Source organism: Marinobacter nanhaiticus D15-8W (assembly GCF_036511935.1).
Lineage (GTDB): Bacteria > Pseudomonadota > Gammaproteobacteria > Pseudomonadales > Oleiphilaceae > Marinobacter_A > Marinobacter_A nanhaiticus.
Window position 1 is genome coordinate 2469201 of the sequence record NZ_AP028878.1, and the last position, 24537, is coordinate 2493737.

19 protein-coding genes are annotated in these 24537 nt (G+C 58.8%); 18 read left to right on the top strand and 1 reads right to left on the bottom strand.

Annotated elements, in window-relative coordinates; translation table 11 throughout:
- The first annotated feature begins 59 nt into the window (after positions 1-59).
- The 18 genes from urtA (at position 60) to RE428_RS11135 (ending at position 23852) form a co-directional block, all read left to right on the top strand.
- Positions 60-1331, top strand: a complete 1272-nt coding sequence (urtA, locus tag RE428_RS11050; RefSeq protein ID WP_004582067.1) for an urea ABC transporter substrate-binding protein — start codon at positions 60-62, stop codon at positions 1329-1331.
- Between the two features lie 78 nt (positions 1332-1409).
- Positions 1410-2336 (top strand): urea ABC transporter permease subunit UrtB, encoded by a 927-nt coding sequence (urtB, locus tag RE428_RS11055; protein ID WP_004582068.1) that lies wholly within the window; start codon positions 1410-1412, stop codon positions 2334-2336.
- 9 nt (positions 2337-2345) lie between these two features.
- The gene (gene urtC, locus RE428_RS11060) at positions 2346-3539 is read left to right on the top strand and encodes an urea ABC transporter permease subunit UrtC (RefSeq protein ID WP_004582069.1); all 1194 of its coding nucleotides are present in this window, start codon (positions 2346-2348) and stop codon (positions 3537-3539) included.
- Entirely contained in the window at positions 3539-4291 is a 753-nt protein-coding gene (urtD, locus tag RE428_RS11065; RefSeq protein WP_004582070.1) for an urea ABC transporter ATP-binding protein UrtD, read from the top strand. Before urtC ends, urtD begins: the two co-directional genes overlap by 1 nt.
- Positions 4292-4293: 2 nt before the next feature.
- Complete coding sequence (gene urtE, locus RE428_RS11070; protein WP_004582071.1) at positions 4294-4983, top strand: urea ABC transporter ATP-binding subunit UrtE; 690 nt, start codon at positions 4294-4296, stop codon at positions 4981-4983.
- A 36-nt stretch (positions 4984-5019) separates the two neighbouring features.
- Positions 5020-6066 carry an aliphatic amidase gene (locus RE428_RS11075; RefSeq protein WP_004582072.1) on the top strand — a complete coding sequence of 349 codons (1047 nt, stop codon included), beginning with the start codon at positions 5020-5022 and terminating at the stop codon, positions 6064-6066.
- Between the two features lie 57 nt (positions 6067-6123).
- A complete protein-coding gene (locus tag RE428_RS11080) occupies positions 6124-7182 on the top strand; it encodes an AAA family ATPase (RefSeq protein ID WP_004582073.1) in 1059 nt (352 codons plus the stop codon).
- A gap of 455 nt (positions 7183-7637) precedes the next feature.
- On the top strand, positions 7638-8870 hold the full coding sequence (fmdA, locus tag RE428_RS11085) for a formamidase (RefSeq protein ID WP_004582074.1): 1233 nt from the start codon (positions 7638-7640) through the stop codon (positions 8868-8870).
- A 3-nt stretch (positions 8871-8873) separates the two neighbouring features.
- Complete coding sequence (locus RE428_RS11090) at positions 8874-9242, top strand: zinc ribbon domain-containing protein (protein WP_004582075.1); 369 nt, start codon at positions 8874-8876, stop codon at positions 9240-9242.
- 117 nt (positions 9243-9359) lie between these two features.
- Positions 9360-9629 carry a YrhK family protein gene (locus tag RE428_RS11095; RefSeq protein WP_004582076.1) on the top strand — a complete coding sequence of 90 codons (270 nt, stop codon included), beginning with the start codon at positions 9360-9362 and terminating at the stop codon, positions 9627-9629.
- A 93-nt stretch (positions 9630-9722) separates the two neighbouring features.
- Positions 9723-11099 (top strand): ATP-dependent RNA helicase DbpA, encoded by a 1377-nt coding sequence (gene dbpA / locus RE428_RS11100; protein ID WP_004582077.1) that lies wholly within the window; start codon positions 9723-9725, stop codon positions 11097-11099.
- A 50-nt stretch (positions 11100-11149) separates the two neighbouring features.
- Positions 11150-12379 carry an RNA polymerase sigma factor gene (locus tag RE428_RS11105; RefSeq protein WP_004582078.1) on the top strand — a complete coding sequence of 410 codons (1230 nt, stop codon included), beginning with the start codon at positions 11150-11152 and terminating at the stop codon, positions 12377-12379.
- A gap of 94 nt (positions 12380-12473) precedes the next feature.
- Complete coding sequence (locus tag RE428_RS11110; RefSeq protein ID WP_004582079.1) at positions 12474-12878, top strand: YciI family protein; 405 nt, start codon at positions 12474-12476, stop codon at positions 12876-12878.
- Positions 12879-13008: 130 nt separating this feature from the next.
- Positions 13009-13692, top strand: a complete 684-nt coding sequence (locus tag RE428_RS11115; RefSeq protein WP_004582080.1) for a GntR family transcriptional regulator — start codon at positions 13009-13011, stop codon at positions 13690-13692.
- 36 nt (positions 13693-13728) lie between these two features.
- Positions 13729-17226 (top strand): chromosome segregation protein SMC, encoded by a 3498-nt coding sequence (smc, locus tag RE428_RS11120; RefSeq protein ID WP_004582081.1) that lies wholly within the window; start codon positions 13729-13731, stop codon positions 17224-17226.
- A gap of 366 nt (positions 17227-17592) precedes the next feature.
- Complete coding sequence (zipA, locus tag RE428_RS11125; protein ID WP_406564737.1) at positions 17593-18645, top strand: cell division protein ZipA; 1053 nt, start codon at positions 17593-17595, stop codon at positions 18643-18645.
- Positions 18646-18741: 96 nt separating this feature from the next.
- Entirely contained in the window at positions 18742-20760 is a 2019-nt protein-coding gene (ligA, locus tag RE428_RS11130; protein WP_004582083.1) for an NAD-dependent DNA ligase LigA, read from the top strand.
- A 206-nt stretch (positions 20761-20966) separates the two neighbouring features.
- The gene (locus RE428_RS11135) at positions 20967-23852 is read left to right on the top strand and encodes a hypothetical protein (protein WP_004582084.1); all 2886 of its coding nucleotides are present in this window, start codon (positions 20967-20969) and stop codon (positions 23850-23852) included.
- Between the two features lie 35 nt (positions 23853-23887).
- Here the strand turns inward: RE428_RS11135 and RE428_RS11140 are convergent, their stop codons facing one another.
- Positions 23888-24520 (bottom strand): CBS domain-containing protein, encoded by a 633-nt coding sequence (locus RE428_RS11140; protein ID WP_004582085.1) that lies wholly within the window; start codon positions 24518-24520, stop codon positions 23888-23890.
- Positions 24521-24537 lie beyond the last annotated feature (17 nt).

The window sequence follows — 24537 nt, forward strand, 5'->3', positions numbered from 1 at the left end:
GGGCGCTGTGCTCTTGCTGGGAGCGCGGTACCGGCTTTCAAACAATGCGAGGAAAGACCATGGGTACGACACAGATAACAGGGACTCCGCGAAGCGGGGCGAAAGGCGGCGGCATTCGCCGAAGCCTGAAGGCGGTGGCGTGTGCGGCGTCGGTGCTGTTGGCGGCGTCGGCTGGGGCGGCGCCAGGAACCGATGAGGTCAATACCACGGGCCTGGCCGTGACTGACGACACAGTCAAAGTGGGCATTCTTCACTCGATCACCGGAACCATGGCGATCAGTGAGATAGGGTCGGTACAGGCCGAAAAACTGGCTATCGATCAGATCAACGCCCAGGGCGGCGTGCTGGGCCGCAAGATCGAGTATGTCCAGGAGGACGGGGCCAGTGATTGGCCCACCTTCGCGGAAAAGGCACGAAAACTGCTGCGTCAGGATGATGTCGCCGCCATTTTCGGTTGCTGGACCTCGGCCTCGCGTAAAGCGGTACTGCCGGTGATCGAACAATACAACGGCATGCTCTACTACCCGACGTTCTACGAGGGGCTCGAGCAGTCTCCAAACGTGATCTATACCGGACAGGAAGCAACCCAGCAGATCCTGGCGGGCATCGACTGGGCGGTTAAGGAGAAAGGCGCCAAGAGCTTCTATCTGCTCGGGTCCGACTATATCTGGCCTCGCACCTCCAACAAGATTGCCCGCAAGCACATCGAAAAGAAGGGCCTCAAAGTGGTGGGTGAGGAGTACTACCCATTGGGCCACACCCAGTTCAACTCCGTGATCAACAAGATCAAGCTCAAGAAGCCGGATGTCATCTTCGCATCGGTCGTAGGCGGTTCGAACGTTGCCTTCTATAAGCAGATGAAGGCTGCGGGCGTCGACTTCACTGAGGAAGAACCACTCCTGCTCACCATCTCCGTCACCGAAGACGAGATCCGTGGTATCGGTGGCGAGAACGTGGAAGGCATCTACGCCTCCATGAAGTACTTCCAGAGCCTGGATAACACGAACAACGAAGAGTTCGTCAAGGCCTTCAAGGACGCCTACGGCGACGACATGGTCATCGGCGATGTCACCCAGGCAGCCTATCTGGGGCCATGGCTGTGGAAGGCGGCTGTCGAGAAAGCCGGTTCCTTCGACATCGACAAGATTCGTGAGGCCTCCCCGGAAATCGAGTTTAAAAAAGCGCCCGAAGGTTATGTACGCGTCCACAAGAACCACCACCTGTGGTCCAAAACGCGTATTGGCCTGGCCCAAACCAATGGCCAGTACAAGGTGGTGTACGAGACCAAGGAGTTAATGGAGCCCGATCCTTTCCCGGAAGGCTATCAGTAACACCGGTGTCCGGCGTCCCCAGGGCGCCGGGCAACCATGGTATTGCAGCGCTGTGTTCAATGACGGGGAGAAAGGGTCATGTTTGACGGCTACACCACCAGCGAGTTGATGTCGATATTTGCCATGCAGGGATTTGCCGGCCTGTCCCTGTTCTCGGTCTTCGTACTGATGGCATTGGGACTGGCGATCATCTTCGGTCAGATGGGCGTGATCAATATGGCCCACGGGGAGTTCATGATCCTCGGTGCCTACACCACCTACCTGACTTCAAATCTTTTCCAAACCTACCTGCCGAGTTTGTTCGGTGGTTACTTTTTCGTGGCGATGATTCTCGCCTTTGTCTTCTGCGCGGCTCTAGGGGCGTTTGTCGAGTGGGCCATGGTGCGGCACCTGTATCGGCGGCCGCTGGACACGTTACTCGCGACCTGGGGTTTGAGCCTCATCCTGCAGCAGGCCTACCGGTCCATTTTTGGCGCTCGCGAGGTGGGCGTGGATCTGCCTGAGTGGATGATGGGCGCGTTCCAGGTCACGGACCTGGTGGAGCTCCCTATCAACGGACTCTTCGTGATGATCATCGCGCTGTCCATCGCCTTGGCGGTGTATCTGCTGATGTTCCGGTCCGGCTGGGGGCGGAAGGTGCGTGCCGTGGTCCAGAACCGCCCCATGGCCGAAGCGGTAGGCATCAATAGCGCGGCCGTGGACAGGGCCACCTTTGCGTTGGGGTGCGGTATCGCGGGCATCGCCGGCAGCGCCTTCACCATGATTGGCTCGACCGGACCCTCTTCGGGCCAGGCCTACATTGTCGATACCTTCCTCGTTGTCGTCTTCGGCGGTGCCCAGAGCCTCATCGGCACCATCGTATCCGCGTTCTCCATCTCTCAGGCCCAATCGACCATGGAGTTCTTCCTCAGCGGGTCGATGGCGAAGGTTCTCACGCTATTGGTGGTCGTGGGCATTCTCATGCTGCGTCCGGAAGGACTGATGGCCCTCAAGGTGCGTCGCTAGGAGACCGTCATGAAAACATCCTCCCCATTGAAATGGTTCGCCACGCGCGAGGGATTGTACTACGTAGCGCTGGCCCTGCTGCTGGTGGTCATCCTTCCGCTGGTACTGGATCCTTTCCGGCTGAACATGGCCGGCAAGTACCTGACGTATGCCTTTGTCGCTGTCGGTCTGGTGATGTGCTGGGGCAAGGCCGGTATTCTCAGCCTTGGCCAGGGCGTCTTCTTCGGACTTGGCGGCTATTGCATGGCCATGTTCCTCAAGCTGGAGGCGTCCACGCCAGAGGCCACGGCCATCCAGTCCACCCCGGGCATTCCGGATTTCATGGATTGGAACCAGTTGACCGCATTGCCCTGGTTCTGGGAACCGTTCCATAGCTTCAGCTTCACCCTGATAGCCATTATCGGCGTGCCGGTGTTACTGGCCTTCATCATCGGCTTTGCAATGTTCACGCGCCGGGTCGGCGGCGTGTACTTCGCGATTATCACCCAGGCTATCGCCGCTATCCTGACCATCCTGATCATTGGCCAGCAGGGCTACACGGGAGGGGTCAACGGTATAACCGACCTGCAGACGCTACTGGGCTGGAATATTCGGACAGATGAAGCCAAGACCACCCTGTATTTCGTGTGCGTTGCGCTACTGTTCGCCTGCCTTTTCATCGCGCGCCTGGTTCAGAATCGCAAGCTGGGGCGAATCCTTGTTGCGATGAACGCCCAGGAAATGCGGGTACGCTTCTCCGGTTATGACGTTGCCGCTTTCAAGATCTTCGTGTTCTGTCTGGCCGCGGCTTTTGCCGGTATTGGCGGGGCGATGTTTACGCTGATCGTAGGCTTCATGTCACCGTCGTTCATCGGCATCGTCGCGTCCATCGAGATGGTTATTTTCTGCGCCCTCGGTGGCCGTCTTTCGCTACTGGGCGCCGTGTATGGCGCACTGTTGGTTAACGCGGCGAAGAGCGGCTTCTCCGAATCCTTCCCTGAACTCTGGCCCTTCGCCATGGGCGCGCTGTTCATTGGTGTCGTTCTCGCGTTTCCGAACGGTCTGGCCGGGCTTTACCAAAGCTATGTCATGCCGTTGGAAGACCGTCTGTTCCGGCGCAAACCCAAATCCGCACCCACACAGCCGGTCTCTCGCCAATCCAAAGCCGGGGACGAGCCGGAGTTCGATTCGATGATGGACCAGTACAGCGCGGAGAAGTCCTGATGAACGCGACAAAGAGCAATGATTTCCTGCTGGCCGTGGAAGGGCTGACCGTGTCCTTCGACGGGTTCAAGGCGGTGGATGACCTGTCGTTTTACCTGGACCCGAAGGAGATCAGGGTCATCATCGGACCCAACGGTGCGGGCAAGACGACCGTGCTGGATCTGATCTGTGGCAAGACGCGCGCCACTTCGGGCTCGATTCGTTTCAAGGATAAGGAACTGACCAAGCTGAAGGAGCACCAGATTGTCCATGCGGGGGTTGGCCGGAAATTCCAGAATCCCTCGGTCTTTGAGGACCTGACCGTATTCGAGAATCTGGAGGTGTCCTATCCCCAGGGGCACAGCGTAATGGGGGCGCTGGCCTTTAAGCGTGATGCCGCCGTCATGCGGGCCATTGAGGAGGTTGCGGAAACCATCTTCCTCAAGGATCTGCTGGGCGAGCCTGCCGCATTGCTGAGTCACGGCCAGAAACAGTGGCTGGAAATCGGCATGCTGCTGATCCAGAAGCCAGACCTCTTGATGCTGGATGAGCCGGTGGCCGGGATGTCCGTGGCGGAGCGCAAGAAAACGGCGGAACTGCTGCGGGTTATTACGAAGGACCACACGGTGCTGGTTATCGAGCACGACATGCAGTTCGTGGGAGACATCGCGGATCGGGTCACGGTAATGCACCAGGGCAAGGTGCTATCGGAGGGCTCTATCGAGCACGTCAAGAAAGATCCCAAAGTCATCGAAGTCTATCTGGGGCATTGATCATGCTGAGTGTCAGAAATCACGCCGTGGCCTACGGTCAGAGCACCATCATCAAACAGCTGAACCTCGACGTTAACGAGAACGAAATCGTCGCCGTCGTCGGCCGCAATGGTATGGGCAAGACCACGCTCATGCGCTCGCTGGTGGGGATGACCCCGAGCCAGGCGGGGGAAATCAACCTTAACGGAACCAACCTATCGCCCCTGAAAAGCTATCAAAGGGTGCGGGCCGGTCTGGGTTTTGTTCCACAGGGTCGCATGGTCTTTCCCACGTTAACGGTCAAGGAGAACATCGAAACCGGTTTGGCCGCCGTGGGCGAAAAGAGCGTTCCGGACGACCTTTACCAGCTTTTCCCGGTACTCAAGGAAATGCAGGGCCGCCGCGGAGGCAACCTCTCAGGTGGACAACAGCAACAACTGGCTATCGCCCGGGCCCTGGCTACGCGCCCCAAGGTGCTCTTGCTGGATGAGCCGACCGAGGGTATCCAGCCCTCAATCATCCAGGAGATGGCACGGACACTGAAACGCATCCGGGATGAGCGCGGGCTATCCATTGTGGTTTCGGAGCAGGTGCTGAGTTTCGTGATGGATATTGCCGACCGGATTCTCGTGATCGAGAAGGGCGACATCGTTCACGAAGAGCAGGGGCAGGGCGCGGATCAGGACAAGATTGCCGCCTATCTCGCGGTGTAAGCAGCTATTCCAGTGACAACCTGAAGGAGTCAAATCATGCGACACGGTGATATTTCCAGCAACGACGACACGGTAGGGGTTGCGGTAGTCAACTATAAGATGCCGCGCCTGCACACCCGCGACGACGTGCTCGACAATGCCCGCAGGATTGCGGAGATGATAAAGGGGATGAAAGTGGGGCTGCCGGGAATGGACCTGGTGGTGTTTCCGGAATACAGCACCATGGGCATCATGTATGACCCGGACGAAATGATGGAGACGGCGGCGACCATACCCGGTGATGAAACCGCGATCTTTGCCGCCGCCTGCCGGGAAGCCAACACCTGGGGTGTCTTCTCACTCACGGGGGAGCGGCACGAGGAGCACCCGAGCAAGGCGCCCTACAACACGCTGGTATTGATCAACAACGAAGGCGAGATCGTACAGAAGTACCGTAAATGCATCCCCTGGTGCCCGATCGAGGGGTGGTATCCCGGTGATACCACCTATGTGACCGAAGGGCCCAAGGGCATGAAGATAAGTCTTATCATCTGCGACGACGGCAACTACCCGGAAATCTGGCGCGACTGCGCCATGAAAGGCGCGGAGCTGATCGTACGCTGCCAGGGCTATATGTACCCTGCCAAGGAGCAGCAGGTCATGATGGCCAAGAGTATGGCCTGGGCCAACAACTGCTATGTGGCGGTCGCCAACGCGTCCGGTTTTGACGGGGTCTATTCCTACTTCGGCCACTCGGCGATCATCGGCTTCGATGGCAGGACGCTGGGGGAATGCGGAGAGGAAGATATGGGCGTGCAATATGCCCAGCTCTCGATCAGCCAGATCCGCGATGCGCGAGCGAACGACCAGTCACAGAATCACCTGTTCAAGTTGCTGCATAGAGGCTACACCGGTGTCCACGCGTCAGGCGATGGGGACAAGGGTGTGGCGGACTGTCCGTTCGAGTTCTATCGCACCTGGGTCATGGATGCGCAGAAGGCGCAGGAGAATGTTGAAGCCATGACCCGATCGACGGTCGGCGTCGCGCAGTGCCCTGTAGGCGAATTGCCGCACGAAGGCAAGGAGAAGGGCGCGGCCGGTTAGTGCCCTGGATGGTGCGTTTAGTGAGTTCGCTGATTCCACGAGCAAAGGAGCGTCGATGTGCCGTTCATCAACGAGCGTATCGAGGAAAACCAGACAGCTGCGGCGCGTTCGGCCTATCGGGCACGGCCGCGGCGCGCATCCCGGTTCGTGTTCGAACCTCACGTGGTGATGGGCCGGATCCGGGAGCGCATCGTTGGCCAGGACGAGTCACTCCAGGCGTTGGAGGCGATGCTTCTACGGGTAAAGGCGGATATCGGCCCCGATGACCGACCGCTTGCGGTTCACCTGTTGATGGGGCCCACGGGCGTGGGTAAGACCGAGTCGGTACGTCTGCTGGCGGAAGCCATTCGCGGCAAACGGGACGGCCTCTGCCGTATCGATATGAACACGCTGGCCCAGGAGCATTACGCTGCTGCCCTGACAGGCGCGCCACCGGGTTATGTCGGTAGCAAGGAGGGCTACAGCCTGTTCGATATCGACGCCGTGCAGGGGAGTTTCAGCAAGCCTGGCATCGTCCTGTTCGATGAGGTCGAAAAGGCCAGTCCGGAGGTGGTACGTACGCTGCTCAACGTACTCGATACGGGGCGGCTGGTTTTCCCGTCCGGCAACCGGGAAGTCGATTTCCGCAATACGCTGATCTTCATGACCAGCAATGTCGGAGCGCAGGAGGCCGCACGTTACCGCGAACGGTTTCGCAGGGGTTGGCGCCACTGGTTCGGTTTGGCGCCCCGGGCGGAAGCCGCCGTTATGGACCGGGCGTTGCATCGCGCGTTCGACCCGGAATTCCTTAACCGGATTGACGGCGTCCATATCTACAATCGACTTGGCATTGATCGCCTCGACGACCTGCTCAGCATCGAGCTGGCGCGACTCAACCAGCGATTGTCCAGGCGAGGCGCCACGCTGACGCTTGCAGATTCGCTACGACACTACCTCTGTGGCAACTACGACCCGCGATTTGGGGCGAGGGATATCATCAGGGGCATGCGCAGCCTGCTCGAACCACCGCTTGCGCGGGCCCTGATGACCCATGAAGAGGCTGCTGCTTTTCGCGGGTACTTAAGGGGCGGCGCCGTATGTGTTGAACCGCATCAGTTTTCGGGCGAGGGCGGATGACCACTGTTTTCAGACCGCCTTGCTTTCTCCCGTAAGCCGCCTTCCTGATTGGGCGGCTTTTTTTATGCTCGTGGCACTTTAGCGAGAATCTGTGTAACTGGAAGCCATTGCGGGAATGGGCTGCCCGGCGGGCTGCTCCGAAGCTGAAGCGTCGGCTACATTTCCCAGGTAACTCGAGCGTGTAGCAGATGCTTCAGCTTCTGAGGCACCGCAGGTGCCCATGATCTAACCACTTCTGTTCTCCCGCCACGCCAATCAACGATGAACCTTTTTTACGCCTCTAATGACGTCTCGCCCAGCTCAGGGGCCGCTGTCAATACGTCGATTGACGTAGGTACCGGGGGCATTTTGCGAATAGTGGCGCCGTCGTGGATGGCAGATAGTGGTTTCGACCAGGCAGGCCCGGCCTTGCCATCAACCACAAGATCCAGTCGCGATTCTAGGAGCGTCCCGCTATGGCCGAAACCATTATCAAAATCGATTTGAGCAAATCAGCATACGAGAACGACAAGATCCATAATCGATGGCATCCCGACATCCCCATGGTGGCGACGGTCAAGCCGGGTGACGATTTCATCGTCGAGTGCTACGACTGGACCGGTGGCCAGATCAAGAACGACGATAGCGCCGACGACGTTCGCGATGTGGACTTGACCCAGGTCCATTTCCTGTCCGGTCCGGTTGGCGTGGAGGGTGCAGAGCCTGGCGATCTGTTAGAAGTCGACATCCTCGATATTGGGGCCTTTGAGGAGAGCCAGTGGGGCTTCAACGGCTTCTTCTCCAAGAAGAACGGCGGCGGTTTCCTGACTGAGCATTTTCCTGAGGCCCAGAAATCCATCTGGGACTTCAACGGTATGTTTACCAAATCCCGCCACATTCCCAACGTCGAGTTTGCCGGCATGATTCACCCCGGTCTGATCGGCTGCCTGCCGTCGAAAGAGATGCTCGCGGAATGGAACAAGCGCGAAAAAGAGCTGTTCGATACCGATCCCGGGCGCGTACCGGGACTGGCAAACCTGCCTTTTGGTGAAACTGCCCATATGGGGCAGATGAAGGCGGATGACGCCAAAGCGGCTGGCGCTGAAGCAGCACGCACCGTGCCGCCACGGGAACATGGGGGCAACTGTGACATCAAGGACCTGTCCCGTGGCTCCAAGGTCTACTTCCCGGTCTATGTCAAAGGCGGGGGGCTTTCGGTGGGCGACCTGCACTTCAGCCAGGGGGACGGCGAGATTACGTTCTGCGGCGCCATTGAAATGGCTGGGTGGATCCATCTGCGAGTGAACGTGGTCAAGGACGGGATGGCCAAGTACGGCATCAAGAACCCGATATTCAAACCCAGCCCGATCAAACCCAAGTACGACGATTACGTGATCTTCGAAGGTATCTCGGTCGACGAACAGGGCAAGCAACACTATCTGGACGTGCATATTGCCTATCGCCAGGCCTGTCTCAACGCTATCGAATACCTGACCAAATTTGGTTACACCCGCGCGCAGGGTTACGCGTTGCTGGGTTGCGCCCCGGTCGAGGGCCATATCAGCGGCGTAGTGGATGTCCCCAATGCCTGTGCGACGTTGTGGTTGCCCACCGGTATCTTCGATTTCGACATCAATCCGTCTGCCGATGGGCCGCAGAAAAAGGTCTCTGGCGGCATGGACGTACCCCTGTCGCCGGATAAGGAGTAAGTCATGCCGGTCTACGACTACAAATGCCGCGCACACGGCCACTTCTATCAACTGGCACGCCTGGAGGAAGCCGCGGAGCCGGCGGCATGTCCTACCTGCGGTACGCTGTCCGCCCGCGTGATTGTCCTTCCGCCACAGCTTCGTGGCCTGGAGCGGGATGGCTCCCACGCGGCCCGGGAACGAAACGAACGCAGCCAGCACGAACCCATCTATTCCACGCCGGATCGCCGCGCGGATGAGGATGACCGGCGCGCCCATGCAGCAAGGAAGGGATGCTGCGATCACCACCACACAAGAAAATCCAGGCTCTTCTACACGGCTGATGGCAAGAAGATGTTTCCATCCATGCGGCCGTGGATGATCAGTCACTAGCCCGCCGGGGCCCGCGTTCTGCGGGCCCCTTCGATTGATCCAGGCCAAACAATGTTATTGAGTCCTATCGGTTCAGGCGACATGGTTGGGGACCATTCCCAAAAGGAGCACCGGACCATGAACGAATCCGTGAAGGTTGTTGATCGCGATTTGATCGAAGCGGAAAAGCGCATTCACGAAAAGTATGAATGGCTGCACATTGCCAACGACTATATCTCGGCGATCCTGTTCCTTGTCGGCAGTATCCTGTTCCTGTGGGAATCCTGGCAGACCACGGCCACCTGGTTCTTCATTATAGGCAGCGTATTTTTCCTGTTTGCGCCGATCCTGCGCACCCTCAATAAACGTTACGTAAAGAACCTGCGTAAGAGTCCCATCCACTGGTAGGGATTAGTGCTGAAGCCCTGCGGCCTCCTATGATATAGAATGACGCGCTCATTCAACGCGCCGGCAGGCGCTCGTGTCCGCAGGTATTTTTCCATGTCCGATTTCGCTCAGCTACCCCTACGTCCCGACTTGCTGGGCAACCTGTCATCCCTCGGTTATGAGGCGATGACGCCCATCCAGGCGGCAAGTCTACCGCTGATACTGAAAGGGCAGGATGTGATCGCTCAGGCCCGCACGGGGTCGGGAAAGACAGCCGCGTTTGGTTTGGGACTGCTGCAGAAACTGGAGGTTGAACGCTTTCGGGTGCAGTCGCTGGTGCTTTGTCCCACCCGAGAGCTGGCAGACCAGGTGGCCCGGGAGCTGCGTAAGCTGGCGCGGGCGATCCATAACATCAAGATTCTATCCTTGTGCGGCGGCCAGCCGATCGGGCCGCAAATCGGGTCCCTCGAACATGGCGCCCATATCATCGTCGGTACGCCGGGCCGGGTGGTGGATCACCTGCGCAAAGGGACGCTCCAAGTGGACGACGTTTCCTTGCTGGTGCTCGATGAAGCGGATCGTATGCTGGATATGGGCTTCCAGGACGAGCTGGATGCTATCGTCGCGCAACTGCCCGTGTCCCGCCAGACGCTGCTGTTCAGCGCCACCTATCCCGAGCAGATTGCAGCCATCGCCGAACACGTCATGAACGCGCCTGAGCGTATCGAGGTCGAAGCCGGCCACGCCCATCAGTCGATCCAGCAGTTTTTCTACCCGGTTAAGAGCGACGAAGAGCGCATCGATGGATTGCGCCTGTTGTTGATGAAGCATAGGCCTGACTCGGCCATTGTGTTCTGCAATACCAAGCGAGAGACAGAAACGGTGGCCGACGCCTTGCGCAGTATGGGCTTCACCGCTTTGGCATTGCACGGGGACCTCGAACAGAAAGCGCGGGATCTGGTACTCGTGCGCTTTGCCAACAAGAGCGCTACGGTACTGGTTGCAACGGACGTGGCCGCACGCGGTCTGGATATAGACGACATGGATGCCGTATTCAACTTCCATGTGGCCCGTGACCTGGACGTCCACGTCCACAGGGTCGGCCGTACCGGTCGTGCCGGAAACACAGGACTGGCCTTCACCTTTTTCTCCGAGAAGGAAAAACACAAGATAGAGGCGTTGGCCGAAAAGACCGGGAAGCCCATCAAGGAAGCGAATCTGCCCGCGGGAAACCAACGCAACCAGACTACCTACAAGCCGCCGATGGTGACCTTGCAGATCGATGGTGGTAAAAAACAGAAGGTAAGGCCCGGCGATATTTTGGGTGCGCTTACTGGCAAAGACGGTATTCCGGGAAAGGCTGTCGGAAAAATCAGCGTAATGGATAACAGTGCGTTTGTTGCCGTCACCCGGGATCATGCAAAACAGGCGCTTGAAAAGCTTTCTTCAGGCAAGATGAAAGGACGTTCGTTCCGGGCCAGACGCATCTAGCCGTCTGACCAGCAGTCACCAGGCAAAACCGTGACACCAAGGAGCGCGGGATGCGCGACAGGATCGAGGCAATCTACGCCCGGGATTCCCGCCGGGTTCTGGCTACCCTGATTCGCTTGCTTGGAGATTTCGAGCTGGCGGAGGAAGCCTTGCACGATGCGTTTGCCTGCGCCGTTGAGCAGTGGCCCCGCGAGGGTATCCCCAACAATCCTTCGGCCTGGCTGGTATCGACCGGCCGTTTCCGTGCCATTGACCAGATTCGCCGTAGAGCCCGCTTTGAAGACGTATCCCGCCAGATCAGCCTGGAAACCGCGCAAAAGAATGAAGAGATCGATGATGAAATGCTTGAGGACGATCAGCTCCGTCTGATCTTCACTTGCTGCCATCCGAGTCTGGCGCCCGAAGCTCAGGTGGCTATGACTTTGCGCGAAGTCTGCGGGCTGACGACCGAAGAGATTGCGAAGGCCTACCTCACTACGCCATCCACGCTGGCACAACGCATCGTGCGGGCCAAGAACAAGATTCGCGACGCCGGCATTCCCTACGAAGTGCCAGGCCCCTACCAATTGCAGGAACGTCTGGACGAGGTCCTGAAGGTTATCTATCTGGTCTTCAACGAAGGTTACTCCGCTTCCACCGGGGAAGCCGTTACCCGTCACCAATTGGCGGACGAAGCCATCAGGCTGGGCCGACTGCTAATGGAACTTTTACCCCAGCCGGAAGTGGTGGGTCTGCTGGCGCTCATGCTCCTGCACGACGCGCGACGCATTTCGCGTACGAATGAGGATGGCGACCTGGTTCCGCTGGAGAAACAGGACCGCGCGCTGTGGAACCGGGCACAGATCGCGGAAGGCGCAGACCTGGTTACCCGTGCGCTGGCTACACGTGCCTTCGGGCCTTATACCCTGCAGGCAGCTATTGCCGCCGTTCACGATGAGGCCCCAAGCGCCGAGGCAACGGACTGGGTGCAGATTGCCGGACTCTACGAAGCGCTGATGCAACAGGTTCATACGCCGGTGATCGAACTTAACTATGCTGTTGCCATTGCTATGCGCGACGGCCCCCAGGTCGGGCTAGAGCGCGTCGATGCGCTGATTGAGGACCGTCATCTCCGAAACTACCATCTCGCGCACGCGGCACGGGCCGATTTCCTTCGCCGTCTCGGCCGCCCGGAGGAAGCTTTGGCAGCGTATGAGCGTGCGCTCAATCTGGCGGAACAAGAGCCGGAACGGCGCTTTCTGCAGGCCCGGGCGGAAGAGATGGCGGCCCAACTTAAATAGGGATGCATTTTCGACAGTCATCTCCCGGCCCTGTCGATTCGGCAGCGTTTCGTTCGACTAGCCAATAACACCAACAAGGCACGAGGTTGATCCCATGAAATATCTGGCTCTGGTTTACTATGACGAGAACATTATCAAGGCGATGTCGAGTGAGGAGTGGGGCTCATTGAACCGGGAATGTCTGGCGTGTGTCGAGGGCCTACAGAACTCGGGCCACTTCCTCGCGGGTCAGGCGTTGCAGCCGGTTGAGTCCGCGACCACGATACGGGTCCGGGATGGCAAGGCGACGACGACGGACGGCCCTTTTGCCGAAACCAAGGAACAGTTGGCCGGTTTCTACATGCTCGACGCCCGGGACCTGAACGAGGCGCTGCAATTGGCCAGAAAAATCCCGCCCGCCCGACTGGGCTCCGTGGAAATTCGGCCGGTGCGTGAAATCGAGCCGTTTGCCGATACCGCTTTTACCGACGATCGGCCGTGGCGTGCAGAGGTGCAGTAGAATCAGCCTCCTTCAGTATTGGCAGTGACTGTGTAAGTCTCTAGCGATTGTGTACTTGTCGCGGACTTGTTCGAGGCGGCTTTAGGTTGTGTTACACTCCGGCGTTAATTTTACAGCCATGAAGTAAGCCATGCGGTTCCAAGCGCCCGAAAGCCTCTCCGAACAGATTGCCCAACATCTCGGGCAGCGTATCGTCGTCGGCCAGCTATCGCCCGGGGACCGGATCCAGGAACTGCGCATTGCCGGTGAACTGGATGTGAGCCGTGGCTCGGTGCGTGAGGCACTGCTGATTCTGGAACGGCGTCATTTGATCGAAATATTCCCGCGCAAGGGAGCGGTCGTTTCCCAACTCACGCCGGCATTGGTCAACAGCCTCTACGATATCTACATCGAACTGTTGGGTATGCTGGCTCGGCGCCTGATCGAGACAACCGAAGGTGCGGACCTCGTGCCGCTGGTGAACCAGATGAGGGCGCTCGATACGAAGATCGACGCCAGTAGCGAGCCCAAGGCAGAAATCATCGAGGCGGGGTTCGAGGTGATGCGCCTGGCCCATCGAATCGTGGACAATCCGTTTCTTGAAGAAACCCTGGAAAACTTCAAACCGGCAATCAGCCGTACCTACTACCTCGCCATGGATAATTTCCGGGGTGAATTGGCGGGAACCCGTCGATTCTTTGCCAAACTCGCCCAGGCAGCCGTCGATCGTGATGCGGATGGGCTGACCCGGGCGATCCGGGATTTTGGCGAACATCAGCGGGGATTGGTTCTCAGGACCCTGCAAACAGAAGAAAGCGCTGCCCGCCACGGATAAGCAGCAAAGATTGGCAGATCGGGATAACGGGCAGTCATGCGTCTTAAATCAATCAAGCTTGCCGGTTTTAAATCCTTCGTCGATCCGACGACGGTGCCCTTTCCCTCAAACATGACGGCAGTCGTTGGTCCCAACGGTTGCGGCAAATCCAATATTATCGACGCCGTACGGTGGGTTATGGGCGAAAGCTCCGCCAAGTACCTGCGGGGCGAGTCCATGACCGACGTCATCTTCAATGGCTCAAGTGCGCGCAAGCCCGTCGGTCAAGCATCGATCGAACTGGTCTTCGATAACGCCGATGGCTCTGCGCCCGGCGAATACGCCCAGTTCAGCGAAATCTCCGTCAAGCGGCGGGTCTCCCGCGAAGGCCAGTCCGAATATTTCCTTAACGGTTCCAAGTGCCGTCGCCGGGACATCACGGACCTTTTCCTCGGTACCGGCCTCGGCCCCCGCAGCTATGCGATTATCGAGCAGGGCATGATTTCCCGCCTGATCGAGGCGAAGCCCGAAGAGCTGCGAATCTACATCGAGGAAGCGGCGGGCATCTCCAAATACAAGGAACGCCGCCGGGAAACCGAGAACCGCATCCGCCGTACCAACGAGAACCTTGAACGCCTCACCGACCTGCGGGACGAGTTGGAACGCCAGTTGCAGCACCTCCAACGCCAGGCTCAGGCAGCTGAGCGGTATAAAACGCTCAAGCACGAGGAGCGGCAAAAGAAGGCGGAGCTGACAGTCCTCCGCTGGCAGTCCCTCGATAAGGAGCTGCAGAAAACCCGCGAACGTACCCGCGACACCGAGTTGGAGCTGGAGCGGCTACTGACCGAGCGGGTCAGCCTGGAGACACGCCTTGAAGGGCTTCGCGAAGATCACCAGGACCGCACCGAGCATTTCAACAAGGCCCAGGCCCGTTACTACGAGGCCGGCGCCGACATAGCCCGTATCGAACAGAGTCTGGAGCATCAACGCGAGCGCTCCCGTCAGATGGCCGCCGAACTGGACCAGGCGCTGGCGAACCAGCGGGAACTGGCGGAAGAATTGGGCGTCGACGAGGAAAAGATGAACAGCGTCGCCGAGGAATTGGCGGTGCTCGAGCCGGAACGGGAAGAACTGGCTGCACGCTCTGAAGGCTCGGCCGAAGCCCTGCAGGATGCCGAGCAGGCCATGGGGGACTGGCAGCATGAATGGGAAGGCTTCAGTAGCCGGTCTGCCGAAGCCCGGCAACGGGCCGAATTGGCCCAGTCCCGTATTCGTGCGACCGAAGATTCCATCGAAAGTCTGAAAACCCGACTTCACCGCCTGACCGATGAACGCCAGGTGCTCGAAGGCCAGATCAACCGTGAGGAACTGAACGATCTGCGCGAGCAGCGGGAAATGCTAAGCATGCAGCGGGAGGAAGCCGAGGAGCAGATCGAGTCCGCTAACCTTGAACTGCAGACGGCCCGCGATCAGCAGATCGACGCAGAAACAGAAAGCAGTGAGTTACGCGAGCAGCTGCAGACCGCCCGAGCCAATCTGACCTCACAGGAATCACTGCTGGCAGAACAGTTGGGTAGCAACGACGATACGTTGCAGGCGTGGTTGCAGGAACAGCAGCTGGCTGACCGTCCGCGCTATGCCCAACAGGTCAAGGCGTCCGGTAGCTGGGCCTTTGCCGTAGAGCAGGTCTTGGGTAGCTTCACCCAGAGCGTCTGTGTCGACGCCGTGGATTCGCTGGCAGGTATGCTGGGCAGTGCGCCTCGAGGCCTTTCCCTGGTGATGCCGGAAGGCGCTGAACAGAATGCAACGCCAGGCCGTCTTTCCAGCGAGGTACGCCAATCCGGCGGCCTACATGGCTTCCTCGAGTCGATCCACACTGCGGATTCACTGGAGGATGCACTGGCCCGGCGTGAAGGACTGGCTCCGCATGAGAGCATCCTTACACCGGACGGTGTATGGCTGGGGCGCCGCTGGCTGAAGACGCCCGAATCTGCGGAAGGGCAAGTCGGCGTGATCGCCCGCCAGGAAAAGGTGGATGCCCTGACGGCTGAAGTCGCTGAGCTGACAGAACGCTGGGAACAGGCCAACGAGCGGCTGACGGATCTCAAGGAACGTACCCAGGCGGCGGAGATGCAGCGGGATGACGCCCAGCAGCGGCTTTCCGATGTAGACCGGCAGCTGAGTGATATCGGATCGCGTATGAGTGGCCTGGAGGCCCGCGCCGAACAGATCGAATCCCGTCTCTCACGCATCGACGACGATACAGCTGATGTGCGCGAACAGCTTGAGGAAGGGCAGGAGAAGCTGGAGGAAATCCGTTCCGTCTGGCAGGAGGCGCTTAATGCCACCGAGGATCATGCCAACGAGAAAGAGTCGTTGCTTAGCCGTCGGGATTCGGTTCGTGAAAAACTCGATCAGATGCGCCACCAGGCCCGGCACGACCGGGATCATGCCCATCAGGTGGAACTGCAAATCCAATCCCTGCAGAGCCAGCACAGCGGCCTGAAACAGACCCTGGATCGCATGCAACTGCAGAAGGAGCGGCTGGAAGAGCGGATCATGGTGCTGCGCGAAAACCGCGAGACCGCCGAAGAGCCGATCGAGGATCTGGCCCTGCAGCTTGAGGGTCTGTTGGACCGACGATTGGCGGAGGAAGAGAAGCTTGGTGCCGCGCGGGATTCACTTGAGGAAATCGACAGCAAGGTGCGTGAACTCGAGCAGAACCGCAGTCGCATCGAGCATCAGGTTCAGGACATTCGCGCCAGCCTTGAAAAAGTGAAGATGGAATCGCAGGCCCTGGAAATCCGCTCCCAGAACCATCTGGAGCAGCTCCAGGAACTGGACGTCAAGCTGGCGGAGATTCTCGAGACGTTGCCTGACGATGCAACCGATCAGGCATGGTCCGAGGAGCTGGAAAAAATTGCCGGCCGTATCCAGCGTTTGGGCGCGATCAACCTGGCGGCCATTGATGAATATCAGGTCCAGAGCGAACGCAAGACCTATCTGGATACCCAGCACCAGGACCTGATCGAGGCGCTGGAAACCCTGGAAACGGCCATTCGCAAGATCGACCGGGAAACCCGTCAGCGCTTCAAGGAAACCTTCGACAAGGTCAACGGCGGTCTCCAGGCCCTTTTCCCCAAAGTGTTTGGTGGCGGCAGTGCCTATCTGGAGCTGACCGGTGAAGACCTGCTGGAAACCGGTGTCGCCATCATGGCGCGGCCGCCGGGCAAGAAGAACAGCACCATTCACCTGCTATCCGGCGGCGAGAAGGCATTGACTGCAATTGCGCTGGTATTTTCCATCTTCCAGCTCAATCCGGCCCCTTTCTGTATGCTGGACGAGGTCGATGCGCCGCTCGACGATGCCAACGTGGGCCGATATGCCAACATGGTGAAGGAAATGGCATCCCAGGTGCAGTTTATCTACATTACTCACAACAAGATCGCTATGGAGATGGCCGACCAGTTGATGGGCGTCACCATGCACGAACCGGGCTGTTCGAGACTGGTGTCCGTGGATGTGGAAGAGGCTGCGGCACTGGCGGAGGCTTGATTGAATGCCTGTCCGTTGATAGCTGGATGCCGCGCACCGTCAATTTTATGCCGTATTCAATGACAATACCGCCATGTGGTCCGGCATCGCGTTGTATTCCTGACGGTCATTGCTTAGAGTATCCCAATCGGCGTCTACAGGCGCTCGCGGGGCGGTTGAAGGGGATGTCTGACCGGTCGGGGTCCCGCGCTCCATGCCCTGTTCAAACGGGAACTCACGGATTAAAAGAATTAACAGGACAGCTTTTCTATGTCGCTGCGTGAATGGTTGATTGCCATTGGAGCCCTGATCATTCTGGGTATTGTCATCGACGGTGTTCGTCGGATGCACCGTTCCCGGAAAGAGGCGCAGGCCATCTCGTCCGGCATGGGCGCCGACAACATCGAGTCATCGCCCATCGATGACGAACCGGGGGAGGGCGAATACAACCCCGAACTGCCAAATGGCGGCTCCCGGCCAGTGACGGCCGACACGCTTCAGGACCGTGGATACCTCAAGTCCGCCGGTAAGACCCGCTTCGGCTTGCCGCCCCAAAAACCGACGCGTCCCATCGTTTCTGCAAAAGAGAAGCAGGCCGCAAAAGAAGCTGAAGAGGCTCGCTGGGCGTCGTCGGAAGCCGACGATCTCGCGGCCCACGAATTCGATGAGCCCGTCGAGCACATGAGTGCCGTGGACGAGGGTTACGATGATCATGTCATCCACGACGACTGGGTTGGCGAGGCACGGGCGGCAGACGAGCGCTCCCTGGATGACGTCCAGGTACCGGAAGAACGGTATGCCGAACCGCAAGATGCGCCGCCTGTCCTTTCCGATGAGGCCGAAACGCAGCCGGAAGAACCGGTCGTTGAGGAGCCGCCTGTAGCTGAAGAGCCGGTGACCCCCCGGAACAGCGCCGTGGAACAGGATACCGCCAAGCGTGGTAGCGAACGGGCGCCGAAGGCCGTGGACAGTGATCGTCCCAAAGCCGGCGCTAACCGGCCGGATGCCCAGGAAGTGATCGTAATCAACGTTTTGGCTCGCAAGGAACACGCCTTTGACGGCATGGCGCTCAAGAAGTTGTTTGAGGCCTGCGGGCTGGAATTCGGTGATATGGACATCTATCACCGCCACGAAAGCGACGACACCCGCACGCCGGTCCAGTTCAGTGTCGCAAATGCCGTCGAGCCGGGGACGTTCCGCGCCCAGGACATGGCAGATATGAAGACGCCGGGTATCAGTTTCTTCATGAGCTTGCCGGGGCCGTCTGATTCGCTCAAGGCCTTCGAATTCATGTTGGAAACGGCGCAGTGCGTGGTGCATAACCTGGGTGGCGAACTGAAGGACGAGCGCCGCAGCGTGATGACGCCGCAAACCATCGAGCATTGTCGTCAACGTATCCGTGAATTCGAGCGTAAGCGTCGGTCACAGCGCGTAGGCTAACGACGCATAGATCGAGACGGCACGGCTAGTAACACCGCTATATATCCAACAATGCCCGGTCCTCCGGGCATTTTTCGTACCGGACAGGCAGAGACCATGGCAGATTCAGTGGCTCAACGTATTGAGCAGTTACGTTCCGAGATCGACGATCACAATTATCGCTATTACGTACTCGACGAGCCGGCCGTGCCGGATGCCGAATACGACCGCCTGATGCGCGAATTGCAGGATCTCGAAACCAAGCACCCGAATCTGGTGACGCCGGATTCGCCCACCCAGCGGGTGGGTGCCATGCCTTCGAACACCTTCGAGTCCGTGACCCATCGGGTGCCCATGCTGTCCTTGGACAATGCCTTCAGTGCCGAGGAGTTGACCGACTTCGACCGTCGTGTGCGTGATCGCCTCAAACGAGAGGATACGGTGGAATACGTAGCCGAACCTAAACTCGACGGTCTGGCCGTCAGCCTGCATTACGAGGATGGCCTGCTGGTTAGGGCCGCCACGCGTGGGGATGGCTATACCGGCGAGGATATTACCGCCAACATCCGCACGATTTATTCGGTACCCTTGCGCCTGCGCGGCAAAGGCTGGCCTGCCATGGTCGAGGTGCGTGGCGAGGTCTATATGCCGAAGGCGGGGTTCGAGAAGCTGAACCAGGACCTTACCGATCGCGGGGAGAAAACCTTCGTTAATCCGCGTAATGCCGCCGCCGGTAGCCTTCGCCAGAAGGACGCGAGGGTGACTGCCCGCCGCCCGCTTGAGTTGTGCACCTACAGCGTAGCCGTCGAGAACGAGAGCGATTTGCCCGATAAGCACTGGGATTGTATCCAGAAGCTCAAAGACTGGGGGTTCCGGATCAATCCGGAAATGCGCAAGGCGACCGGCGTCGAGGAATGCCTGAAGGCCTATGAAGACCTCCTGGAACTGCGCAACGATCTGCCGTACGAGATTGACGGTATCGTCTTCAAGGTCAATGAACTCGCGCTCCAGCGGGAACTGGGTTTTGTCTCCCGCGCGCCGCGCTGGGCCATTGCCCAGAAATTTCCGGCCCAGGAGGAAATGACAGTCGTTGAAGCCGTCGGCTTCCAGGTCGGAAGAACGGGTGCGGTTACGCCGGTAGCGCGACTCAAACCGGTATTTGTTGGCGGCGTCACAGTCAGCAATGCCAGCCTGCACAATATGGACGAGATCGAGCGGCTGGATCTACATGTGGGTGACACGGTCATCATTCGCCGCGCTGGTGACGTCATTCCCCAAGTCGTAAAAGTTTTGCCCGAGAAACGTCCCAAGGACGCGCAGGAGGTCAAACGCCCGGAGCGTTGCCCGGTGTGCGATTCCGAAGTCGTACAGCTTGAGGGTGAAGTGGTTGCACGGTGTAGCGGCGGTCTTTACTGCGGTGCCCAGCAACGCGAAGCCATAAAGCACTACGGATCGCGGAGGGCCATGGACATCGAGGGGCTGGGCGAGAAATGGATCGATATCCTGTTCGACCGTGGCATGGTCAAGAATGTTGCCGACCTCTACAAGCTAACCGTAGACGACCTCAAGACCCTGGAGCGGATGGGGGAGAAGTCCGCGAGCAATCTTGTCGATGCTATTGCCGGATCCCGTGAGCCGGAACTCTGGCGTTTCATCTATGCGTTGGGCATTCGAGAAGTCGGCGAGGCGACGGCCAAAGGACTGGCCGCGCATTTCGGCGATCTCCAACCGCTGATGGACGCCGATGAGGACGCGCTGCAGACGGTACCGGATGTCGGCCCGGTGGTTGCCGGTCACGTTCACCTGTTCTTTGATCAGCCACATAATCAGGAAATCATCGAGGCGCTGAAAGAGGCCGGCGTGCACTGGAAGAAGGACGAGCGTGCCGAAGGTGCGTCGCCGCTGGCCGGTAAGACGTTTGTGCTGACTGGAACACTCTCCCAGATGACACGGGACGAGGCCAAGGAAAAGCTCGAAGCCCTTGGCGCCAAGGTATCCGGTAGCGTTTCGGGCAAGACGAGCTACGTTGTAGCCGGTGAGGCCGCCGGCTCCAAGCTGACGAAGGCAGAATCCCTCGGTGTACCGGTGATGACCGAGGACGACTTTATCGCGTTCCTCGATAATCCGGGTACCTGAGCTATCCCATCCGTTGACTGGGTCGCCGACAATTAGCGTCGGCGGTCCGATACACCCACTGATTCTGAGAACTCGTGCAGATAGCCTCCCCTGGAAATTCATTACCATGGCATTGATATGTAACCGCCTGTAAACGAACGCCCTAATTGCTGGGACGTGTGCAGGCCGGTGTATTACAACAACAATTCCGGTAAATGGATTTCTGAATGCGTGCCGAATCGATCCTGCGATCCGCCTCTGTGCTCCCGTTCCTGACCCATATCGCCGAAGTCCTGGTCGAGCTGCGCCTCGGCTTAGCCCTCGTTGCGGTGTTGGCGATTACCGGTTGCAAGAGCGAAAAATCCCCGGAGCAGCCGACCATCATCGGCACGCCGCCTGGAACGGCCTATCTGGGGGTTGAGTACTACTACAACTTCGGCGCCTATGGAGGAGACGGTATTCTCGACTACTCGCTGACCAATGCACCGCCATGGCTTGGGCTGGAGGATACATCCAACAAGGCACGCCAGGGCATCATCATGCGCGGTGTGCCGGGCGTCACCGGGGGCAACCGCGGCGAAGCGGACCTGGTCGACAACGACGACATCAACCTGACCACGACTGATGGTTCACGCGTCGGTGTGCAACCGTTCGATATTCAGGTGAAAACCAACAAATTGAGCCTGAGTTCCGAGACGTTTACCGAGGGCCGGCGTAGCGAGGACGTGGCCGGCGCCGGGGAGGGGGAGCTCTGCGCCATGCCCAATATGGAAGGAACGGGCCGGCATACCATTACCTTCAATTCCTATGCTGGCGACGGCTCGCTGGAGAGCGCGAACAACACCGCTACACTCGAAACCTATCCGGTACTGGTCAAGGTATTGCTCGACCAGCCCTCCGTCCAGACCTCGAAGATCGCCTTTGAGCTGCGCTCCGACTATGACCCGGCTGACTGTGATGACAGCGCCACACCGCCGAATAAAGCCTGTGAGTTCTCCGCTCTGAACCGTACGCGTGCGCAATTAGGCAGCGATATCGTACTGGCGGGCAACGGGAATGGTAGCGGAGCATCCCAGCGGCTACCGCAGCCGGACTACATCGAAGTGACGGGTGAAACCTCCGGGGTGATCACGCTCGATCGCGGTGTTACGGAGTGTTTCATCCGTCTCGAAGTGGTCGACGACCGATTTGCCGAGCCAACCGAATTCCTCGAGATCGCGCTTACCGAAGTGCGTCAGGGGCTCGTATCGCTTGGCGATAGCGATGATGAAGTGGTGCAGGGCATCACGATCGCCGACAACGCGCCGACCGTGAGTTTCCGATCAGCGAAAGACCAGTCGGTTTCAGCCATCAACGAGGGGGAAGCCCAGGCCTTCAAGGCGGTGCTCGACCGTGGCGACGCGCCTGCCGACGAGATCTACTATGCGCGGCTGACCAACGACGAGGATAGTGAAGGTGGCGCGGAAGCCGATGACTATGAATTCCTTGTGGTCGATCAGGACAATCCCGATGCATTCACTGCCGGTGACGAACTGGTATTCCCGGCGGGCATCAACACAGTCAACTTCCAGGTCAGAGCGGTCGACGATTCGGCCTCGCCGCCCGCTGAAGAAGATCCGGCCCAGAATGGGCCCGATAACAACGATGAGTACCTGACGATTACCGTCGACAAGGGTTATCACGACGGACGGCCGCGCTATGCCGGCGAGGGTGACAACCTGAAGCTCTGGATCAACGAAATGACCGCGCCCCTCATGGTCGGCGACTCGACCCTGGGTTTGCAGCCCAATGACGTTGCGGTGGGTGACAACGGCCGGATATTCGTCGTTAGCTCGTTCACAGATGGGGCGCGACGCTACGTGCATATCGAAATATTCAATCGCTTTGGGGAGTCGACGCCGGAGCAGGATTTCACTATCCCAACGAACGGCACCATCGACGCGAGGCCCATTATTGCCTACGAAGAGCGGACCAATACGGTGGCCAACGAAACACGGACACGGCGTGAGTTCGCGGTGGCTTTCCAGACGAATCGAGCTATTCCCGGCAATAGCCACGCCGGCGCGACCGACACCGCAATCTACTATTTCCGGCGGGATGCGGATGATGTCGAATACAAGGAAATCTGGCACGGCCAGTTTGGCACGTCTGGAGACGACATCCCCGTGAAGGTGGCTCTGAATACCAATGGTAGCGTTTTCCTGACCGGAACTACGACCGGTGCCTGGCCTGAAGAAACCCGAGGAGGCGGTATCGACCCCTATATCCAGCGGATCGATACCATTACCGATGAGGGCGTCGAGAAACCTGAAATCGCCTGGACGGCACAGAACGGTTCCGGTGCGGACGAAACGGTGCAAGGGCTCGGGGTAAGTACATCCACAGCCTATGCGATCGGTACGACAACGGGGCAAATCGGCACGGATACCGCGCTTGGCGGACGCGACCTTTTCCTGACGAACTATTCCGGCTCCATCGAGGTTCCGCCCGAGGTGAGCCAGTTGGGTACCGAAAAGAATGACACGATCAATTCGGCGCTGGTGGATAATTCGTTCGTCTGGATGCTGGGTGATGGGCTGTTTGGCTACGACCGTGGTATCGATGAGGAAGAATACGTTACACGGCTCGATGCCCAGCCCCAGGCGGCCACCACGCTGGGCTATCTGCTCACCTATAACCTGAGTGGCGCGTTCGATGCCGCGATTTCGCTGAATGATATCAGTGACGCCAGCGATGAATCCTTTACCGGATTGGCCCGCTTTGACGGCGATGCCATCCTGGGCGGTCGGACCAGTGGCGTGTTCCAGGAGGATAGTCCGGCCGGCGGGTTGTTCCTGGCAAGGATCGAGCGCAAGACGGAAGTTCTCGAAGAAGAGGACGAAGACGATCCGGAGGAAATTATCGAGCACACTGTCGGCCTGCTGGAAGAAGTGTGGCGTACCCAATATCCGGATATCGGCGCTGGGGCTCGTCTCGACGCGCTTGTAAGTTTTGAGGATGCCGAGATCACGGCCCTTGTTTCGCGAGAGGTCTCCGGGGGGCGCGTTTACGAGATTCTGCTGTTCAACGGGGATGGGCGGTGGCTCAATAGTGCGCCTCAGTCTGGGCCCTGAGCCGTAAAGCTGTCTGTTAACGGCTAAAAGCCCTGTTAGACGTCGCCTTCCTGTACGCTGCTTTCGGCATACAGCCGCAGGAAGTCGGTCTTGGTCACGATGGCATTGGGGCGTTCCCCGGTTCCGATGACCAGCGCTGCGTTAAGCTGGTGGGCTAACATCAACCGGGCCAGTTGGTGGGCATCGGTTTCCGGCGTGGCGGTAAGGAAGGCAGGGAGTTCAACTGACGAGAAACGGACCAGGCGTTCATCTTCGTCGTGTTGGTGCAGCCATGCGAGGATCCAGCGTTGGTCCACCAGGCCAGCAACGGTGTTATCCGCAGTTATCACCATATGGTGGATATTGTGCCGGGCCATTTCCTTGAGCGCTTCATCAAAGGTGGCGGATGCCGGCAGGGAGTAAATGGCCGCCGAAGCTACACGTGAGACTGGCAGGTAGGCCGCGGTATCGTCCGGATCTACCTGTGCCTGCTCACCATATTCATTGATGGCTCGCCTGACCACAGCACGATTGTGCCGCTCGGCGTTAGGATCGATCGGCTCGTTGCGGCTCTCATGGGCGGACTGCCCTTCGTTCAGCTCATCGACAACACCAATCTGGCGTCCGCGGAATATCTCCGGAAGTCGTGTTTGCTGGGGGCGACCAGGCTCGCTGACAAATATGGGCATCTGCCATCCTTCGCTCA

Coding starts and splice junctions, on each gene's coding strand:
- urtA (WP_004582067.1), top strand. CDS start 60: ATGGGTACGACACAGATAACAGGGACTCCGCGAAGCGGGGCGAAAGGC.
- urtB (WP_004582068.1), top strand. CDS start 1,410: ATGTTTGACGGCTACACCACCAGCGAGTTGATGTCGATATTTGCCATG.
- urtC (WP_004582069.1), top strand. CDS start 2,346: ATGAAAACATCCTCCCCATTGAAATGGTTCGCCACGCGCGAGGGATTG.
- urtD (WP_004582070.1), top strand. CDS start 3,539: ATGAACGCGACAAAGAGCAATGATTTCCTGCTGGCCGTGGAAGGGCTG.
- urtE (WP_004582071.1), top strand. CDS start 4,294: ATGCTGAGTGTCAGAAATCACGCCGTGGCCTACGGTCAGAGCACCATC.
- RE428_RS11075 (WP_004582072.1), top strand. CDS start 5,020: ATGCGACACGGTGATATTTCCAGCAACGACGACACGGTAGGGGTTGCG.
- fmdA (WP_004582074.1), top strand. CDS start 7,638: ATGGCCGAAACCATTATCAAAATCGATTTGAGCAAATCAGCATACGAG.
- RE428_RS11090 (WP_004582075.1), top strand. CDS start 8,874: ATGCCGGTCTACGACTACAAATGCCGCGCACACGGCCACTTCTATCAA.
- RE428_RS11095 (WP_004582076.1), top strand. CDS start 9,360: ATGAACGAATCCGTGAAGGTTGTTGATCGCGATTTGATCGAAGCGGAA.
- dbpA (WP_004582077.1), top strand. CDS start 9,723: ATGTCCGATTTCGCTCAGCTACCCCTACGTCCCGACTTGCTGGGCAAC.
- RE428_RS11105 (WP_004582078.1), top strand. CDS start 11,150: ATGCGCGACAGGATCGAGGCAATCTACGCCCGGGATTCCCGCCGGGTT.
- RE428_RS11110 (WP_004582079.1), top strand. CDS start 12,474: ATGAAATATCTGGCTCTGGTTTACTATGACGAGAACATTATCAAGGCG.
- RE428_RS11115 (WP_004582080.1), top strand. CDS start 13,009: ATGCGGTTCCAAGCGCCCGAAAGCCTCTCCGAACAGATTGCCCAACAT.
- smc (WP_004582081.1), top strand. CDS start 13,729: ATGCGTCTTAAATCAATCAAGCTTGCCGGTTTTAAATCCTTCGTCGAT.
- zipA (WP_406564737.1), top strand. CDS start 17,593: ATGGGCGCCGACAACATCGAGTCATCGCCCATCGATGACGAACCGGGG.
- ligA (WP_004582083.1), top strand. CDS start 18,742: ATGGCAGATTCAGTGGCTCAACGTATTGAGCAGTTACGTTCCGAGATC.
- RE428_RS11135 (WP_004582084.1), top strand. CDS start 20,967: ATGCGTGCCGAATCGATCCTGCGATCCGCCTCTGTGCTCCCGTTCCTG.
- RE428_RS11140 (WP_004582085.1), bottom strand. CDS start 24,520: ATGCCCATATTTGTCAGCGAGCCTGGTCGCCCCCAGCAAACACGACTT.